General features: G+C 37.9%; 9 protein-coding genes. 5 read left to right on the forward strand and 4 right to left on the reverse strand.

What is annotated here, in order from left to right:
• The first annotated feature begins 4 nt into the window (after positions 1-4).
• Complete coding sequence (locus tag CJP74_RS01610) at positions 5-4,018, forward strand: glycosyltransferase family 25 protein (RefSeq protein ID WP_119496533.1); 4,014 nt, start codon at positions 5-7, stop codon at positions 4,016-4,018.
• Positions 4,019-4,188: 170 nt separating this feature from the next.
• On the opposite strand, the gene CJP74_RS01615 is transcribed toward CJP74_RS01610, so the two are convergent.
• Positions 4,189-9,648, reverse strand: coding sequence for a class I adenylate cyclase domain-containing protein (locus CJP74_RS01615; RefSeq protein ID WP_119496534.1), 5,460 nt, complete (start codon positions 9,646-9,648; stop codon positions 4,189-4,191).
• 581 nt (positions 9,649-10,229) lie between these two features.
• Positions 10,230-11,120, reverse strand: coding sequence for a LysR family transcriptional regulator (locus CJP74_RS01620; protein ID WP_119496535.1), 891 nt, complete (start codon positions 11,118-11,120; stop codon positions 10,230-10,232).
• A gap of 299 nt (positions 11,121-11,419) precedes the next feature.
• On the opposite strand from CJP74_RS01620, the gene hflK reads away from it, so the two are divergent.
• The 4 genes from hflK to CJP74_RS01640 all read left to right on the forward strand — a co-directional run bounded on the left by hflK (position 11,420) and on the right by CJP74_RS01640 (position 17,549).
• Positions 11,420-12,760, forward strand: coding sequence for an FtsH protease activity modulator HflK (hflK, locus tag CJP74_RS01625; RefSeq protein ID WP_119496536.1), 1,341 nt, complete (start codon positions 11,420-11,422; stop codon positions 12,758-12,760).
• Complete coding sequence (hflC, locus tag CJP74_RS01630) at positions 12,760-13,716, forward strand: protease modulator HflC (protein ID WP_119496537.1); 957 nt, start codon at positions 12,760-12,762, stop codon at positions 13,714-13,716. Before hflK ends, hflC begins: the two co-directional genes overlap by 1 nt.
• A gap of 386 nt (positions 13,717-14,102) precedes the next feature.
• Entirely contained in the window at positions 14,103-15,734 is a 1,632-nt protein-coding gene (locus tag CJP74_RS01635; RefSeq protein ID WP_119496538.1) for a peptide ABC transporter substrate-binding protein, read from the forward strand.
• 177 nt (positions 15,735-15,911) lie between these two features.
• On the forward strand, positions 15,912-17,549 hold the full coding sequence (locus tag CJP74_RS01640; protein ID WP_119496539.1) for a peptide ABC transporter substrate-binding protein: 1,638 nt from the start codon (positions 15,912-15,914) through the stop codon (positions 17,547-17,549).
• 229 nt (positions 17,550-17,778) lie between these two features.
• On the opposite strand, the gene CJP74_RS01645 is transcribed toward CJP74_RS01640, so the two are convergent.
• Together CJP74_RS01645 and CJP74_RS01650 are read right to left on the reverse strand one after the other, a co-directional pair.
• Complete coding sequence (locus tag CJP74_RS01645; RefSeq protein ID WP_119496540.1) at positions 17,779-18,912, reverse strand: N-acetylneuraminate epimerase; 1,134 nt, start codon at positions 18,910-18,912, stop codon at positions 17,779-17,781.
• Between the two features lie 197 nt (positions 18,913-19,109).
• Positions 19,110-19,292: a hypothetical protein gene (locus CJP74_RS01650; protein ID WP_147397041.1), complete on the reverse strand. Its 183-nt coding sequence runs from the start codon at positions 19,290-19,292 to the stop codon at positions 19,110-19,112.
• Positions 19,293-19,427: the final 135 nt, after the last annotated feature.

A 19,427-nucleotide genomic window follows, 5' to 3' on the forward strand; every position in this document is an offset into this window, starting at 1 on the left:
TAACATGCACAAATTTATTTCTCGTGCTTATTTAATCACGGACTTAAATGGGCCTCAAGCTAATGCTCTTAGTCTGCGCCAACCTCATAGCGAGTACTTAGAGCCAGTTAAGGCTATAGCTCTCGAGAAGTTGAGTCCTGAACTCCAGGACTTGCTCCTTGATCTCGACAAATATACCGACTTTTATAAAAACACCGGAGCTTACCGTCAGGCTAAGCTCAAGCGGAGCTTAAGTCATTTACGCCTCTGGCAACAAATTAGTCAAGATCCAAGTATTCCTGAGAATAACTTTGTCCTGATTGTTGAAAGTGGTGTAGCTCTTGCTAATGACTGGTTACGTAAAGTTCGCCTCCTTGCCGAGCAGTACCATGACGGGGGCTTAAATGTTATTTGCCTAAGTAATAATTTAATTCATGACTTTGCTCCACGCAGTTTAGAGCAACTGGGTGATTATAGTATTGTTACTAGTGCCGAACTTGAGTTTCCTGTGCGTGATCCTGTGCAAGAGTTATTTGCTCATCCGGCGCAAAAACTCTATGCCACACGTTCGTTGCATATGACAGGTTCAGGAGCTTACTTAATTCGTAAAGCAGCTCTAAAAGAAATTTGTCAGCAAACTTATGATCTTGAGCAAGTGTTAGCTCATCCTGAACAAGAATTTGCCGAGCGTAAAAAAGTAAGTTGGAATACCGAAGGTTGGCATGAGTACTTTACTTATAAATGTGGGCACCATGCTTACTTAGTTCCAGCTCTGGGCGTTGAAGTTTTTGATATAAGTAATGGTAGAGAACTCTATACTAGCGAACAGGTTTACAACCAGCTTACCCAATACCGTAACCAACAAAGTACGGCTTTAAGTTATGAGCAGGCTAAGAGCGAACTCGAAGAGCAACAACAGCATTGGCAAGAGTTAAACCCAGCTCAACGTCAGTTACTTACTGACGCTCTACCTGTGCAAACAGGAGAGAGTTTAAGAGCAAGCGAAGGGGCTAACTTCTTAAGTAAAGTACGCAAATATGTAATTGCCGATCCTGGCATTTTTGCTTGGCAAAGTACTAATGCTTTAAGTCGCTTTTTTGCTCAAGCAGGAACGAGCGACTTTAAGCTGCGTTACTTACCGCAAACTAATGATCCTGAGTATCTCAAGTTCTTAACTTTTCATCGTTTGCACTACAAGCCGTTAACCGTGCCTTTACATTTGCCTCTAAATGAATATCGCTATAACTATGCCTGGGGTAATTTAATTAAAGAAATTCTTACTGATGCGAGTTTAAGCGATCATGATTGGGTAATGCTCTGTGAAGATACGCAAGTATTTACCCCAGATTGGCAAAGAAAACTCAACTTGTATCTTGATGTAGTGCTAACTTCTGAGCCTAATGCAAAAATTCTTCTTTTAGCTGATGAGCAAGCTCAAGACTTTAAACCATTAAACCAAGAGAAACTAACTGAGTTACAAGTATTACCAAGTAATAAGGTAGCTTCTTGGGCAGGGCAACGCCTCGAGCCTTTACACCTCATTAAGGCAGCTCAGGCTATCGCCCAAGTAAACTATCAGCTTGAGCATAAGCTAGCTCTTAAGGCTCCTGCTCCTGAGCAACCGCTTAATATTTTAGCTAATCTAGAAGAGGTAAAAACTCCAGCTCTCTATAGCCCTGCTAATGAACAGTTTGCTGGGGGACTAGGCATACCACCTGAGTTAGAAGAGGCAATAGGTAAAGATCCTAAGAGTCTTAGCCCAGAACTACAAAAGCTCGTGGATATTTTCTGGCAAGCTAGTGATATAGATGTAACCCAATTAAAACTTGAGCAAGTGCAACTTGGCGAGCAAAGCTTTACGCGTCCGCTACTCCCAGAAAACCAAAGCCAAGTAGCTTCTTTAGGGCAAAATGGTCTCGAAGCCTTTGCTTTAGTGGCAACGGCAGAACAAGGACAAGAAGTAAAAGCTCTTGTACCTAAGTACCAAGGGCTCTTAAGCGAAGAACCAAGTGCTTATCTCGAAGAGTTTCGTCAGCAAATTAATCAGCCATTTACTGGCGCAAGCAAAGAGAAAAACCAAGCTAAGCTCAATGATGCCTTACTGAGTCAGTACACCCAAGCTTTACGCCAACAAAAATCTTACTTACTGGGCTCAGGGAGTAAGTTCTATCAAACGCGTCAAGAAATCAGAGAACTCTGGCCAACGGCTCTGAGCATAGATGCTGGGCATTATCTAGTAACCGATTGGCAACCTTTTGCTTATCAGGCAATCAGTATTGAAGTATTTAGACTGCGTCGTTATCCGCATGTTATGCTCAACGTGGGAGCTCTCAGAGCTCGTGCTAAAGCGCATCCATTTAATCCACGTCGCTTTAATGCTAAGTCTTTAACTTCAGTAATTGATTTTAATTACAATAGTATTATTTATGCTAACCCTGGCTTTAGTTGGACGCGTAAAATTGAACGCCATAACGCTTATGAACTTACCGAGCCAAGTGCCGATAATGTGCGTTTATTACAAGCCCAACATCCAGAGCCAGCTAAGCTAACAGCCGTTGAGCGTTTACCTAAATTCTTAATAAACCTCGACAAGGATACTGAGCGTTTACATAAGTTCGAGTTACAAGTAGGCAAGGATACTTTTACTCGCATCTCTGCGGTTTATGGTAAAGACTATACTAAAGAAGAACTCGAGCAAATGTTTGATACTAAGCGTTATTTTGAGGTAACGCATAAAATCCCTACCCCAAGTGAAATGGGCTGTACGCTTTCGCATTGTAAGGTATATAAACAAGTTTTAGCTGATCAAAGTATTAAAGATCAAGATTGGGTCTTAGTTGCCGAGGACGATAATACTTTTTCTCCGCAGTGGCAAGAAAAACTTGAGCAAATTCTTAATTTCTTAGAAACTCCTTATGCTCAAGGGCTCGATTATATCCAACTCGGACACACCTATGCGCAAAACTTTGCCTTACAAAATAAAGATGTAGTGGTGGCAACGACCAGCGTTTATATAGATGCTACTGAAGAAATTGACTTAGGTGCGCAACTTAAGCTCTATCCTTTAGCAGGCTTTTTACCTGCAGCTTCTTATATGTACCTAGTGCGCAAAGGGGCTCTAAGAGAACATGAACAAGATTTCTCTTTCCCTTATTGGGTGGCTGACCACTTTACTTACTTTATTCCGTTTAAGCCAGGTTCGTACGCTATGTCTAACCCGGTGCTAGGCATTCAGGATTTTACTTTTACCTCAAATATTCAAGAAGATCGTGCCCAAGCCGAACTTCTCATGCGTAATAACCTGAAAAAAACGCCGATTGGTTGGCATGAAGTACGTGACTTTCTGGATAAGAATAAATTTGTTTTACAGCGTGAGTTAACGCTCGAGGAAATCAAAACTAAATTCCCTGGCTTTGAAATTATTCCAGCCTTTAATTACAAAGCTCTTAGTGAACAAGAGTTTAAGCAACGCTATAACCGAGAAAAATTTATTGAAACCTATGGTCGCGAGCCAAGTGACGATGATATTAACCGTGCTTTACAGCACCAACAAGTGTATCGTCTCCTAGCCCAACGAGCAAAAAACATCTTTGAGTTTGCCTTAATTATCGAAGACAATATTATTACTGCTCCTGGGCATGACTTAGTTAAGGAGGCTAACCTCTACCTTAAATATGTAGATACGCGCTTAACTCTAGCTCATCGTCTAGTACTCTTTAGTAATAGCTTAAACCCACAACCGTTTATTGCTTTAAAAGACAAAGAGCAAAGAGAAGGAGCTTATGTGTTTGCTTCGGGACAAGGTGAACCGCGTCCAGGTTATGAACTCTGTGAAGTAAATGTTAAAGCTCGCACAGGGGCTAGTGCCTATATGGTAATTAACCTCAATCTCATGAGTGATAAAGCAGATTCAACGCCAGTTTTCTGGTTATACGATGACTTTACTAAGTTCTTATCCTTTACCTCGAATAGCTTCTCTTATGCTAACCCTTGTCTGGTGGCTAGCCCTGGACAAGATTTAAGCCAAGAAAGCGAGTAATGTGCATACAAAAAAGGTAAACTTAAATAAGGTTAATTATTTAAATAATTTACCAACTCAAAAATAGTTAATTAGTTAAATTAAATAAAGATCCCCATACCTAGTATGAGGATCTTTTTTTAAGCAAAGAAAAACAGAGGGAGTTTTTTCCCTCTGTGAGTGAGATACTTCTATAACTCTTGCCCGAGAATTTTACTCCAAGCATTTACTTGAGTTAAAGAAGACGGATTAAGAACTTGCGTATTTGCCTCGAGAACGTAAACTTCGAGTTGAAGCAAGCTCTTAGATACTTGTGGATATACTGTCCATAAAGCAGCCGGAAGCATTTGCCCCAACGAACCTACGGCATTATAGTAGGTAGTGAGCTCTTGCTCTGGCGTACTTAAATAAAGGTGATAACTTACCTTATTCTCATCCTCTATAGGTTGCACAAAAATTTGCATAACTCCAGGTTTTTGTAAGAGTTTTACTTTTTGTTCATAATAGGCTAGAGTTCCAGGTAAAGTTGAGTTAGTTACTTGATAGAGGCGCATAAACTCACGTCTTTGAGCTTGGTAGTCGAGGGCAAGAGGTTTAGTTTGCTCTTGGCGTAACCAAATTTCTAGTTGCGAGTTTAAGGCTTTGAGTAAAAGTTGGTTAATTCCTTGCACATCAGGACCATTGAGCTTATGTAAGGATATACTTGGTAAGCTCGAGGTGCTTAAATGAGTTTGGAAATAACGTTGTAAATTAGTAAAAGCATTTTTGCCCGTAAAACGAATATTACGGTAAGTACCTACGCGGGTAATATAAACCAAGCTTAAGTATTCAACAAAGTCACCAACTACCCCCGCAACATTGAGATCGAGTTGCTCGAGGCTATGGAGTAAAACATTGACACTTTCTTGATTTAAGTCGCGATATTTTACCAGAACATAGGCAGTGGCAATTTCCTCTTGGTCTTTTAAATGTGCCAAGGTAAAAATACGTGCCATATGATTCATGGTGGTAATGCTTACACTTTCTTGCTCACTAACTTTATGAGCATGAGGCATTTCTAGTTTTTGCTGAGCAAAATTATCTAGATGGTTGAGCAAGTGATTAGCAATTTCCAAGCGACGATTACGCATAATACTATTATCTTGGGCAGCGTAGAGATCAGGCTGGTCATATCTTTGTACTATGTCCATATCTGAACATTCCTCGCCTAGGTAAGTACCTATAATCGAAGCTAAAGAAATTAGATTACGTCCGCCCAGACTTGGGCTAATCGTAACTTTATTGACGCGCCCTTGGGCATTAGCATAGGCTTCGATTACTGGATCCATACGCGCTGGAGTATGCTCGAGAAGATAATTTAATTTTTCTTCGCGCGTATGCGGAGTAGTGTCTTCCAACTCTTCCTCTTCATAACCTGGAGGCAAAGGAGGCTCATCATGAGTTACGGCGGTAGTTAAGCGGTAGCTTTTTTCACCAGTAAAATCAAAATTATCATCTACAACTAGCGGACGATTAGCTTCTTGCCCTAAGATGTTTAAGTACATGTTTAAGCGATCTGAGCTTTGCTCATTATTACTTGCTCTTTTATCTTTTTCTAGGCGTGCTGCTTGAGTCAGTGCGGTTAAACTATCATCTAGTTTTAATTTCCCTTGCGCTTCAGGATCCATAACCACACTCAAGGACATAATCCCTTTACCTGCCCCCACAAATTTTGGCATCATCTCAGGAAAACTTGCATGCTCAGGAGCAATAAAGTTTAACTCAAGTTTTTCGCCAAGATTTGGTTGCACTTGCTCGCCGAGTTCCATAAGTAAATAGTCTTCGGTGAGATAACGTAAGTTTTGGTGATAAACGCGTCCTTGCTCTTTATCAGTTAGACTTAGTTTTACGCGGGCATACATGAGATTACCTAAGTAATTCATGTAATTGCGGTTCTCAATAGTTTGGCGACTAAATGCTTGCAACATTTTTCCTAATACTTGCGGGCTATAGTTAAACCAATGTAGTTTGCCCTGTACAGGCAGAGTTAAAGTATCGAGATCTTGTAACTCTAAACTATGTTTATTTGCCTTGCGTCTTGGGGAGTACCAGTAAATATCATACTCTGGGAAGTACTGATATTGAGCGGTAAAATAAACTGCTTTGCCTTGGGCAAAGGCAACTAAACTAGCAAATTGTTTTTCATAGAGTTCAATTTGCTGGTTAGCGACATAGTTTTCTATATGTTGCGGTTGCGAGTCACTAATATAGCCTTGCCCTAAAGTATAGGTTAAAGGCGGAGCTTGTAAATGGGCAAGTTGCAGAGCTTTAGCCCGAATTTGTCTTAGAGTCGCTTGCCATTGCTGTTGCTGTTTGGCTTGATCTAAACTAAGTTGATCATTTTCGACCGCAGCATAAAGCAAAGTAGCTATATCAGTAATGGCACTAGTACTTACTTGCTGTTTGTAAAGATGTTGAATACCAAAATAATCGCGTAAATCGAGATGTAAGCGTGAAGCTATTGCCGTTAACTCCCCCGAACCTGGATGTTGCCCAAAAGTTCGAATCGGTAAAATCGAAGGTGGTAAATTAAATAGACCCCACAGTTTACGATCAAGTTTTGCAGCATGTAAGCGAGCCTTGTGCATTACCGAAGAGAAGAACTCTGCCTCAGGGGCTTTTACTTGTGTTTGTCGATCTATTTGTTCGAGATTAAAACTGGTAAAGCCACTTTGACTGCTAATTTGATCTGGACTATGCCAAAGCTGAGAAACAGCATGACTAAATGGCGACTTGTCCATTACTTGCCATTTAATTGGCATAAGCGAATCTCGTTCTTTACTATAAGTATCTTGTACTTTAGCGACAAGAGCTCGAGTTACTCCCGCTTGCACTTTCCCCAGTTGAGGTTTAGCGAGGCTAAGCACTTTTACGGTATAGCCTGCATGAGCTAAATCAGGCAGATAATTTTTTAATTTAAAGCCTTGCGCTGCCAGACTTAATTGCGGAGCATAGACTTGGTAATGAGGCAAGCTTTGATAACTGGTAAAGTAATTGAGTTGAGCAAAATCACTAAAGTTATAGAAAAAGCTCAGTAAAGACTTCATTAACAGAGCTGGCTTATTTCCTGGCTGGGTAATTTGCCCTTCACTATGTGGCATGTAAACAAACGCATGCACACTTTGGTAGAGAGCAGGATTCCAGCTTTTACCAGGCACAGGGCTAGCATGCGCCACGCCACGAATACGACGACGTAAATACTCATGACGCCCTAAATAGGTCGAAGGATCAAGTTGCTGTAGGTTAGCAGCTAGGCTAACTAAATAATTGTCTCCTTTAGCCAGATTAAAATTACTTGGCGTAGTTTCTCTTGCTCCTAAAACCAGAGGTTTGGGAGCTATTTCTTGCCAGTGTAAAAGGCTACTTTGCCCTGTAGTTAAAGTAAAACTAGGTTCGAGCCTACTTGGAGTTGTCCAAGGATTTGCCTCTTGGCTCGCTAATTCTTGCGCAACTTCTTCTCCTTCGAGAAGAACTTGAGGTGCAAGAAAATCTTGTTCGGCTTGTTGCGTTTCATTTAAGCTGACTTTAGTAAGAATACTATCTAGCTCTTCAACCTCTTGAGCATTTAAAGTACCAGGTTTAGTAGTATTGTCGGATTGGTACTTAGCTAGTACTTCAGGATATTCTTGATGGAATAACTGTTCGACTTGGCGAACATAGTTAACCTGCTGATCAGTGCTATTGTCAACTACTAGCTCTTGCTCTGACCAAATTTTTTCGTTGAACAGATTTGGTAAATTATCAACAAAAAGATAATCTGATACGCGACGCGATAAGCGACTTAAATAGCTTCGCACATCAACTTTTTTCCGTAAGCCTTTAATTAGGTTAATTAAAAACTCTTGGCTATAGTAAGGGTTTTGTTTGAGTTGGAGTTGGGTTTTATTGGTAATTAAACCATTAAAGTAACACCAGCAAACTAAACTAATAAAGTCGTAGTTAACTTCAATATGTTTGCGTTCAGGATTTGAGCCTGGATTATTTTTATCTATATTAACCACATACCAAACAACTTCGTGTTCTTTACCTGTAAAGTAACCAAAGTAGAGATAGCTCTCGGTAAGATCTAGCTCAGGGTACTGGTTATAGATTTTAATTTGATTGCGGTGGTTAACAAAAAGCGAAGAAACTGTGCGTTCAATTTCCCGTAACTCTTGATGATCGGCAAAACTTATTTTCATTTCTTGCGGATTAACCAAGCTGTTCATCATAAAGTTGTACAGCTGCATATAGGTTTTTATCAGAGCTCGTTTATAGTTGTTATTGTATTTAACTAGCTCGCCTATATGCCAGTAACGGAAACGTAAGGCAAGTTTAACATCTACAAGACTAATGTAAGAAGCAAACTTATTACGTAAACGTACTGTCATTACCCGTAAATCACGGGGCACATGAATAAAGCTATCGGGACTATCTAAATGTTCTAAAAGGTAATCTACGGCATCACTTTCTTCAATTTTTAAGCCTCGCATAATATTTTGTAGGCTCGGAGCAAAGTGTTTGTGTACTTTAAGTAAAAAGCTGGTAAAAACTAGGTAAGCTCGTTCAGTATCATTAATAAGAATCAAGTATTGCATTACCTTAGTTAACACTAGCTCGTAAGCATCATAGTGTAAATGCGAGTGGACATAAGGCTCGAGTTCTTGGTTTTGGTAGATTTTTTGCCAAAGAGCAAGCACCTCTTGATTTGACGCCTTATGTTCATAACCTTTGAGAATACTTTTTTTCATTTGCACCGATACTAAATCGGTGTTGGGAAACTCACTAAAGTAAGCTTCGAGTAAGCAAATTTTAATAAAGGATTTAAAAGGGTTATGTAAACCTTTATAAATAAGCCAGAGCGAAGTTGCGTAAAAGGCTTGCCGACTCAGGTGCGTTAGTTCCATGCCACCAAAGTCTATCCAGTCAACAGGGTTAATTAAACCAAAGTCAATATAAGCTTGTTTTACTTCTTGATAGCTATAGCCTTTTAGTTCGGGAAGAAAATACCAGAGGATCCATTTTCCTGCTATTTTTGTTGCCGAACGATAAAACTCATCAAGTAAAAATACTTTCTCTCTAATCCCCCCTTCGTTAAGATACTGATTGTTATGGCGGTTATAGAGCAGATGATTAGTGTCAACAAGATAGAAGCTAACTTCAATATTGTAAGTTGCTTGGAACCAAGAACTAATTTGTTTGAGTTTAGCGTAAAGAGCTTTACGGCTCGAAGCTTCGAGATTAGGCTCAACTATAACCCAGAGATCTATATCTGAGTCACTTGTAAAAGTAACCGAAGTTACCGAGCCCATAACGTAAATCCCCTGAATAGGGGTAGCTTTAGGAGCTTCTAGTAACGAAGCGTTATAAGCAACATAGTCAGAAAAATCAGCAAAAATTTCTTTGTTTACTAAAAAATTAGCCACACCACAAGCGGCATGAGGTTCATAGAACTTCATACCTGGCTGATTATAATGCAGAATATAAGGAATATAAGTGAGAAAGTCACGAATACTGGGTGACTTGGAAGCTAGAGTGAACTCATAACGATGACGATGAAAAGCAGTCATTGCTTGGGTATTATTTCTAAGTTCATCTCGAGCTTGAGTATAAGTCAAGCCTACTTTTTGCATCGAAATATCCTTACAAGATTCAGGATTGTGGTGGAGAAGGAAAAACTAGGTTGTTTAGCTAAAACTAAACTACATAGTTTATTTTACTATTTTTACGGGTAAAATACTTAAATATCTTACTTTTGCGACAAGAAAAAAAGGATTTCTAACCTTTAAAATACTTAAGGAAGGTAACTTTTTTTGTGCTTTAAGAAAACAAAGTCCCCAAATAATCAAAAATTATCTAAAATGGACAAAATTTATCTTAACTACTTACTATTTAAGCACAAATTCCTAAATTTGAGAAGACTTTTTGAAAAATTAGCCTAAATAATTTAGCCTCAAGTTTATTTATCACGGGCTTAGACAAACTAAAATAGCAAAAAAACTAAGGGTTAAAAGGGAAAATAAAAGGGAAAAAAAGAAAAAATAAGGGTAAAATTTTTAGCTCTAAACTAGATTGGGCAAGCTTGAGAAGGTAAAAATGAACAAAGACTAAAAGGAAAGAAGATAATTTTGTAACTTCGCTAAAATACTTAACTACTTACACAAACGCAAAACTTTTTTAGCCCCAAAAAAATAACCAAAGAAAAAATCTTTGGTTACCATTTATATTTTGGTGCTTCTTTTACGAGAAAATCTATTAAAGCTCTTACATTGGCAGGCATATATTGACGTGAAGTATAGACAATATGTATACCTATGGTTGGGAGCTCCCAATCAGGAAGAAGTTCAATAAATTTTCCTTTGTTGAGCTCACTTTCAATTAAGTAATTCGGCAACATAGCTACCCCTAAGCCATTTTGCACAGCAAGAAACATATTTGTTACATCATTAGAAACAAAAGAACCTTGCATTTTAACTAGTTTAGTAATCTCGCCCTTAGATATAAGTAAATCTTTTTTATCAAATTGAGCATAGGTAATAAAGTTTAATCGCTCTAATTCTTCTGGCGTAGTTGGGGTAAAGCCAAGCGATTTAATATATTTTTCGGTAGTAACTAGCTTAGATTCACAAGTGCTTATTTGTCGAGCAATTAGCGAATCTTCAATCGTATTACCAAAACGTATCGCGAGGTCGATACGATCATTAATTAAATCGGTGTTACTATCAGCAACCAGAAGATGAATATTTACTTGGGGGTGTAGCTTTTGGAATTGAGCAAGTAAATTATTTAATTGGGCTATGGCAAAAGAAACGCTTGTCGTAATCCGAATAGTACCACTTAAATGATTTGGCTCATCTTTAAGCTCTTGCATCTTATCAACCAATTCAAGAATTTGTTGACACTGTTGCACTAATTGTTCCCCTGCTGAGGTCAGGCTCACATTACGAGTTGTGCGATTAAAAAGTCGAACTTTTAACCAGTCTTCTAAAAAACTTATATAGCGAGATACTTTTGCAGTGGATATATCTAAACCTTGAGCCGCATCGGTAAAACTCCCTGTATGGGCTACTTGCAAAAATACCTTCATTGCTTCAATTCTGTCCATAAGGAAAACCTTGATAAAATAATAAGCCTAGTCTTTATTATAATTTACTTTCACTTATTTTTGAGCAAAGTTTGAGGCAAGAACTAGATTTTGTTCTCTAATAACGATTTTTTTGAGGAAAAGGCAAATAACTGTTATAATTAAAGAAAAAGATCGCTAAGAAATTTCCTTATTTTCTTAGATTTTCGCAAAGGAACTGGGAAAATTTATTAATTAGTTTTCCCTACCCATAAATTTAGACTAGTGGGAAACTAGCCTAAATTTTTTCCTTTACACCATTTAATTAAAAGGGTTGCCTAATGAGTGACGAAAAAGATAACAAATCTTCTGATGAACTGAGTCGCGAATTAAAAGAACGCCTCAAAAAGTTCCGTGAGCTAGCAGGGAACAATAAGGATGATGAGGAGTCAACTTCTAACTCCGAACCAGAATCAGAAACTTCTAACAATCAGCAAGGAACCAAGAAAACTTTCAATCAAACTAACCGTAGTGAGCGTCGTGAAGACAACACACCTGAAGGTTCTCGTGGTTCTGCAGAGAAAAAATCATTTAGTATGCCAAATCTTTCAGAATTTAACTTCGGGAAACACACTAAAACTATCTCCCTCTCTGCTGTGGGTTTATTTTTAGTGCTTTTTGTTGTCTCAGGTTTTTATACCGTAAACGAATCAGAGCGTGGGGTAATTACTCGTTTTGGTGCTTACAATAAAACGAGCTTACCTGGTTTAAACTGGAAAGTTCCAGTAATTGATAAGGCTAACATTGTAAACGTACAACGTGTAAGTGAATTACGCATTGACGGTACTATGTTAACCCGCGATGAAAACGTAGTAAACGTAACCTTAACCGTACAATACCGTGTTGATGATCCAGTTAAATACCTATTTAACGTAGACCAACCTATTACTACCCTTGAAGAAGCTACAGAAGCTTCGCTTCGTTATGTAGTAGGTCACATGGACATGGACGATGTTATTACAACTGGACGTTCAGAAGTACGTGAAAATACCCGTCAAATGTTATTAAAAACTCTAGATTCTTATAACGTGGGTATTGGTATTGTCGATGTAAACTTCCAATCAGCTCGTCCACCTGAAGAAGTTAAAGAAGCATTTGACGATGCGATTAAAGCCCAAGAAGATGAGCAACGTTTTATCCGTGAAGCTGAAGCTTACCAACGTTCACGTGAACCTATTGCTCGTGGTCAGGCACAACAACTTTTAGAACAAGCAAGAGGTTATGCAGCTCAAACTGTAGCGCAAGCTAATGCCGAAGCTGCTAAATTTAATAACCTTTTACCTTTATTTGTGAATAACCCACAAGTATTCAAACAAAGATACTATTTAGAAACTCTTGCATCACTTTATGCAGAAACGCCTAAAGTTATTATGCAAGATACTAATGGCATTACCTTCTTACCTCTAGATAAACTTTTAGAAAACGTAGGTAAACCAGCTACTACAGATACAACTCAACCAGGAAGTTTATTATTAAACTCTTCGACTTCAAGTAGTAGCTCAACTAACACTTCAAGTAGCTCATCTAGCAGCTCTTCAAGTGCAACTCCTACAACAAATTCTTCAAGTAATAACTCTAGCCGCCAAGCACCTAGTCGCTTTGTAACGAGAGGAGGTAACTAATGCAAAGAGAACATAAACTAATTGCTGGGGCTATAGCTCTGCTCGTAATTATCTTCTTACTCTTTAACTCAGTGTTTGTGGTAAATGAAGGTACAAGAGCAATTAAGTTACGTTTTAATAAAGTAGTGCGTGATGGTGACGGTGCGGTTGTAGTATACCAACCTGGTCTACACTTTAAGCCACCATTTATCGATAACGTAATTACTTTAGATTCACGTTTACAAACTTTAGATGACACTACAGATCGTTTCTTAACGGTTGAGAAAAAAGACGTATTAATCGAGTCTTACGCAAAATGGAAAGTAGTTGACTTTGGTCGCTTCTATACTACAACTGGGGGTGTTTACTCTCGTGCTAATGACTTATTACGTCGTAAAATTAACGACCGTTTACGTTCAGAAGTAGGTAGCCAAACTATTTCTGATATCGTATCAGGACAACGTTCTGAATTAATGTCACAAGCTAAAGAAAGCTTAAACTCTGGTGAAGACGGTGCTTCAACTTTTGGGATTGAAGTAATTGACGTACGTGTAGTAAAAATTGAACTTCCTACTGAAGTAGCTGATTCAATTTATCAACGTATGCGTGCAGAACGTATGGCTGTAGCAGGAGAACACCGTGCTCAAGGTCAAGAGCAAGCGCAAATTATTATGTCGCAAACTGACCGTAATGTAACGGTAATTCTTTCTGAAGCTCGCTTAGAAGCTGCAAAAATCCGTGCTCAAGCAGATGCTCAAGCAAATGCAATTTATAACACTACTTATGCTCAAAACTACGAGTTATTTAACTTCCTACAATACATGGATGCTTATACTAAATCTTTAGCTAACTCGAATAGTGTGTTATTAATTAACCCAGATAAAGATAGCTTCTTCCAGTATCTGTTTAACGATCAAATCTCAAAAACAAATACACCAAGAAGCACACAACCGGTGCAACCAACGGTTAATCCATAAAATTTCCTGAGCTTAGCTCAGACAAAGTCCCTCGAACTTGAGAAAAGTTCGAGGGACTTTTTTTTGTTAAACTTTGCTTGAGCTGATCTGTATTTTTAGTTAAGCTGATTTGCATTTTTAGTTAAGCTGATTTGCATTTTTTAGTTAAGACTATTCGCATATTACTACTAATTAGTACTCAACTTAACTCTTCTCCCCATTACAAAAAAACTTAATTTTCTCACTTCTATTCTCGCCTTGGAGAATAACCTTTTGCTTATTCCCACCTATTGTTCTCTTGATTACTCAACCTCGCCTTGTGATTTTTTTTGAGTAAATACTTGCCCAAGTTGTAAATTCTGTGGTAAGCTAAAAATAATTAATGTTTGATTTTTTAGGGGTTTAATATGAAAAAATTTACTCTAGCAGCTCTAGCTGTAGCTTGTCTAAGCGTAAATCAGTTTGCTCAGGCAGCTTACGTTCCAGAAGGTACAAAATTAGCAGAGAAACAAGAATATCGTTATAATCAGGTTTCAAGTCCAGATACTCTTGACCCTAGCTTAGCTTCATACGAAGACTCATTTGCGGTTATTCGCATGTTGTTTGATACATTAGTGCGTCAGGACTCAAGAGGAGATTATATCCCTTGGGGTGCTGAGTCATGGCAAGTAAGTAAAGATGGTTTAACTTGGACCTTTAACTTACGTAAAAATGCTACTTGGTCAAATGGTAAACCTATTACTGCAAGTGATTATGTTTATTCTTGGCAAAGATTAACTGACCCTAAAACAGGGGCACCTTATGGAGACTACTTAGCAACAGCAAACGTAGTTAATGCCCTACAAGTAAACCATGGTGAGTTAGCCCCAAGTGAATTAGGCGTTAAAGCTGTAGATGATTACACACTTGAAGTTAAATTAACCCAACCAACACCTTGGTTTGCCCAAATGTTAGCTCTAGCTGTGCTAGTGCCATTACCACAAGAAACTATTGCTAAGCACGGGGATTCTTGGACTAACCCAGATAATATTGTTACTTCGGGACCATTTTTACTTAAAACCTATTTAGTAAACAATACTATGGATTTTGAGAAAAATGAAAAGCACTTTGATGCAGCTAATACGGTGATTACAAAAGTTCACTTTGACTTTATTAACAACCCAAATTCCAACTATTATAAATACCTCACAGGCGAATATCCTGTAACTAACATTCCAGTACAATTTAAACGTACGGTATTACAAGAACGTCCAGAGGAAGTGGTTACCTTAAAACAACTAGGCACCTACTGGTTAAAATTCAATAATGAAAAAGTAACTGACCCACGTGTACGTACTGCCTTAGCTCTCTTAGTTAACCGTGCAGTATTTACCAATCAAATTCTTGGTGGGAACATCCCTACTGCGCAAATTACCCCACCTAATATCCAGGATGGACAATTAATTAAACAAGCTGACTGGTTAAATAAACCACAAGCAGAAAACAATAAAAAAGCAGTAGAGTTACTTACCGCAGCTGGCTACAGCAAAGACAAACCTCTTGTAGTTAATCTCCTCCAATCTGCAGGCGGTAACTCAGGGAAATACTTTGTTGCTCTTCAAGGTTGGTTCCGTCAAGGCACTGATGGTCTCGTAGAATTAAGACAAGATGCCGTAGAAGGACGTACTGTACAACAAAGAGTGGCTCGTGGTGAATACGAAGTTACAATTTCAGGTTGGATTGCAGACTATGACCAAGTAACTACCTTCTTTAATAACTTTACTTGTAATTCGCCTCTCAACGAATTTAAATACTGTAACCCAGAATACGACAAGGTATTAAGTCAAGCTAGCCTTGAAAGTGATGCCCAAAAACGTCAAGAGCTTTATGCTAAAGCAAATGACATTCTCTTAACCGACATGCCTGTAGCGCCTTTATTTAATATTGAGTCTCTAGCCCTCAAATCACCAGCTCTACAAGGCTATAACCCTAATGTACAACAACGCTATATCAACGATTACTACTTTGTTGATGGCGTAAAAGCAAAAGGGGTAAAATAAACTCTAAGCTCTGCTTTGGCAGAGCTTTTCTTGTTTGATTATCAAATAATTAGAAAATAACATTCCAATTTTTTATTAATTATATATACATTTATTGGCATTTATGATAATCTTATTAAAGAGGGAAAAAAATATTTTTTTCCCGAGATTAAATATTTTGATTAAGGTTAAATTATTATGAAAAAATTTACAAAAGTATTAACTGCTCTTTGCTTATCAGGTTTAGTAACTGGCACTGCAATGGCAGCTATTATTCCTCCTGGCACCAAACTAGCAGAAAAACAAGAACTAAATTATAACTATTCCAGTTCTCCAGATACTATTGACCCGTCTATAAGTCAATATTCAAGTTCTTTTGCGGTTAACCGTATTATTTTTGATACCTTAGTTAGACAAAACTCAGAAGGTGAGTACGTAGGTCAAGGTGCTGAATCTTGGGATGTATCAGAAGACGGCTTAACTTGGACTTTCCATTTACGTAAAAACGCTAAATGGTCTGACGGTAAACCTGTAGTGGCAGCTGATTACGTTTACTCATGGCAACGTTTAACTGATCCTAAAACAGCTGCAGGTTACGGTGATTACTTATCTACAGCTAACGTAGTTAACGCTCGTGAAGTTTTTGAAGGTAAATTACCTTTAGAAGATTTAGGAGTTAAAGCTTTAGATGACTACACTTTACAAGTGTCTTTAACTCAGCCTACACCTTGGTTAGCACAAATGGTAACACTAGGGGTATTATCACCATTACGTAAAGACGTATTAGAAAAATATGGTGATAAATGGACTAATGCAGAAAACATTGTAACTAATGGTCCATTCCTCCTTAAAGTACACCGTCTAAACGATACAATGGATTTTGTGAAAAACCCTAATCACTGGGATGCTGAGAACACAGTTATCACTAAAATCCACTTTGACTTTATCCAAAACCCATTAACAAGTTACTATAAATACTTACAAGGTGAATACCCAACAACTGGTATTCCAACTCAATTCAAAAAACAAGTATTAGCAGAAAGACCTGAAGAATTAATTACCATTCAAACTCTTTCTACTTCTTACTTAAAAGTAAATACGCAACGTATTACCGATGTACGTGTACGTAAAGCTATTGCTTTACTCATTGACCGTAAAACTCTAACTGAACGCATTTTAGGTGGTAATACGCCAACGGCACAATTAACACCACCATTAATTAAAGATGGTCAATACGTACAACAAGCTTACTGGTTAAATCGTCCACATAGCGAAAACGTTAAAGAAGCAGTAGAGCTCTTAAAAGAAGCAGGTTATACTAAAGAAAAACCATTTGAGATCACTTACTTAATGACAGGTGGTTCTGAAAGTAATAAATTCTATGTTGCTTTTGCAGGCTTCTTTAAACAAGGTACTGGTGGCTTAATTAACTTAAAACAAGAAGTAGTAGAAAATCGTACTTGGATGCAACGTGTATCTACTGACCGTGACTATGAAATCGCATGGGGCGGTTGGAATGCTGACTATGATCAGGCTTCAACTTTCTTCAATATTTACACTTGTGATTCACCAATTAACGATGTATTCTACTGCAACCCAGAATATGATCGTCTTCTTGCAGAAGCTAATAAAACGCAAGATCCTGAACAACGTGCTAAACTCTACGCTCAAGTTAATGATATTCTAATTGCTGATTATCCAATCATCCCAATTGAGAATACCGATTTCTTAGCTTTAAAATCACCAGCTTTAGGTGGTTATAATGAGAAAAATGACGTACGTTATTTCAATGACTATTACTTTATTGCTGACAAAAAAGTAAAAGGAGCTAAATAATTAGCTTTGCCCTGAACCTAGTTCAGGGCCTTTTTTTGGCACTAAGAAATACCAAAAACCATATTAAATAAAATTAATCCTTTAGCAAATTTTAAGCAAAATAAATCCCTCGAAGTTTAAAACTCCGAGGGTACTTTTTTTTCTCACTTAGGTTAAGTTGTTATCCCCAAGAACTCCAAGAAAAAAATATGATAACAACCTAACTAAGCACTATAGAAAAAACTGGGAATTATTTAAATGTAACACGTTTTGTTGCTGGATCGTATGTAACAACATAAACTTCTGCTAATGGTTTACCTTCATCAGTTTCACCACCAAAGATTAATAGATCGTTGCCATAGCTTAAAGCCACGCCATAACCTGAACCTACTGGTAAGTCACCTGCATATGACCATTTACCGTCAGCATAAATGAATGCTGCTTTTTGGTAAATTTTTGCTAAACCTTTGTGAGCATGGAGATTACCTTTTTCGTAAGCTTCATGTGCACCTGGGAAGTTAGCACCACCTGCAACAAATAAGTATTTACCAATGTAACCTGTATAAGCACCAGCTACACCATCTTGTACTTTTTCACCTGGGTTAGGTGGTAAGTCTCTTAATTCTTTATATTTAACTTCACCGTCTGAGCCAATAATACCTAAGTTAACTTTATCGGTACGTAAACCTGGTTTAATTTCCCCGTTTACCACAATAAATTCGTTACCTTTGATAGCTACACCAGCACCAGCACGACCTTTGAAGTCTAAATGACCATCGTTATACCATTTATTAGTTGAAGGTTGATAACTAAAGAGAATAGTATTAAAGAAGTAGTCTTGCGTACGCTTGTCAAAGTAATGTGCAGCTACAGCACCTTTTTCTGCGTCTGTTTTAGCTGCTGCATTGTCCTTGAAGAAGCCATTGAAAATTTCAAGGTTAGTACCACCAACTACATAAATACGGTCTTTATAAACAAAGCCTGTACCACCCACTAGACCTAGTGGAGAACGAGTTGCTAACTTAGTCCACTTATTAGTAGATGGATCATATTCATATGCATCATTGGTTGATGTAACTAAACCATTTACTGTACCTACACCACCTAATACATAAATTTTACCATCAACAGCAGCTACTACTGGTTGACTTAAAGAACCACCTGGGAAGGTCGCTAATTCTGTCCAACCTTTGTTAGCATTTTTTAGGTCTAAAGCAAAGAATTTATCCCCAGCTGAGCCTAAACCAACGTAAACTGTATCGTTAATTAATGCCCCACCGCCCTGTTTAATCGCTACAGGTAAGTTAGGGTATACATTTGCAAATGCTGAACCTGCAGCTGCAGCTAGTCCAACTACTAAAGATGTTTTGAGAGCTAGTTTCATACGAGTCAAATTCCTTAAAAGTCAAAGTTGTATGTGAAAAGGGTAGTAGAGACAAAAAAAAGCAAGTTTACAACAGACAATCTAACTTAAAGTAAAGTATAAAAAATGCTTTGCTCCAAATCAAATATCACCGTAAACTTGTTTTATTATTTCCCTCTCGGATGAGGGAAATTAAGACTCAAAAAATACTTAAGTTGCTATTTAGCTACGCCTACTACTGAAGTAGGTTTCACTTCGCTTTTAGCTAAATTTGCACGTTTAATTTTGCGATAACGACGTACAATTTTTGCTTTACGTGAAACTAAAGCTAAAGGAAGAATTACTACTAAGAAAATTACTCCCACTGATAAGCCAACACGTACTAAAACTTCTAATAACATATTTAAAAGTACCATAAACTACCCCCCTAGATAATTTATTAGTTTTACTAACCAAAATCGGTACAAATCTTAAGGGACGAGCTGGGATATTTTATTTATTAATTAAGTTCATCCCTTGTTTATATTTATATAATA

The sequence above is a fragment of the Psittacicella melopsittaci genome, from assembly GCF_003585925.1.
Taxonomy (GTDB): Bacteria; Pseudomonadota; Gammaproteobacteria; order Enterobacterales; family Psittacicellaceae; genus Psittacicella; species Psittacicella melopsittaci.

What these genes read in the sequence shown, in the direction of transcription:
- CJP74_RS01610 (WP_119496533.1), top strand. Translation starts at nt 5, where the DNA reads ATGCACAAATTTATTTCTCGTGCTTATTTAATCACGGACTTAAATGGG.
- CJP74_RS01615 (WP_119496534.1), bottom strand. Translation starts at nt 9,648, where the DNA reads ATGCAAAAAGTAGGCTTGACTTATACTCAAGCTCGAGATGAACTTAGA.
- CJP74_RS01620 (WP_119496535.1), bottom strand. Translation starts at nt 11,120, where the DNA reads ATGGACAGAATTGAAGCAATGAAGGTATTTTTGCAAGTAGCCCATACA.
- hflK (WP_119496536.1), top strand. Translation starts at nt 11,420, where the DNA reads ATGAGTGACGAAAAAGATAACAAATCTTCTGATGAACTGAGTCGCGAA.
- hflC (WP_119496537.1), top strand. Translation starts at nt 12,760, where the DNA reads ATGCAAAGAGAACATAAACTAATTGCTGGGGCTATAGCTCTGCTCGTA.
- CJP74_RS01635 (WP_119496538.1), top strand. Translation starts at nt 14,103, where the DNA reads ATGAAAAAATTTACTCTAGCAGCTCTAGCTGTAGCTTGTCTAAGCGTA.
- CJP74_RS01640 (WP_119496539.1), top strand. Translation starts at nt 15,912, where the DNA reads ATGAAAAAATTTACAAAAGTATTAACTGCTCTTTGCTTATCAGGTTTA.
- CJP74_RS01645 (WP_119496540.1), bottom strand. Translation starts at nt 18,912, where the DNA reads ATGAAACTAGCTCTCAAAACATCTTTAGTAGTTGGACTAGCTGCAGCT.
- CJP74_RS01650 (WP_147397041.1), bottom strand. Translation starts at nt 19,292, where the DNA reads ATGTTATTAGAAGTTTTAGTACGTGTTGGCTTATCAGTGGGAGTAATT.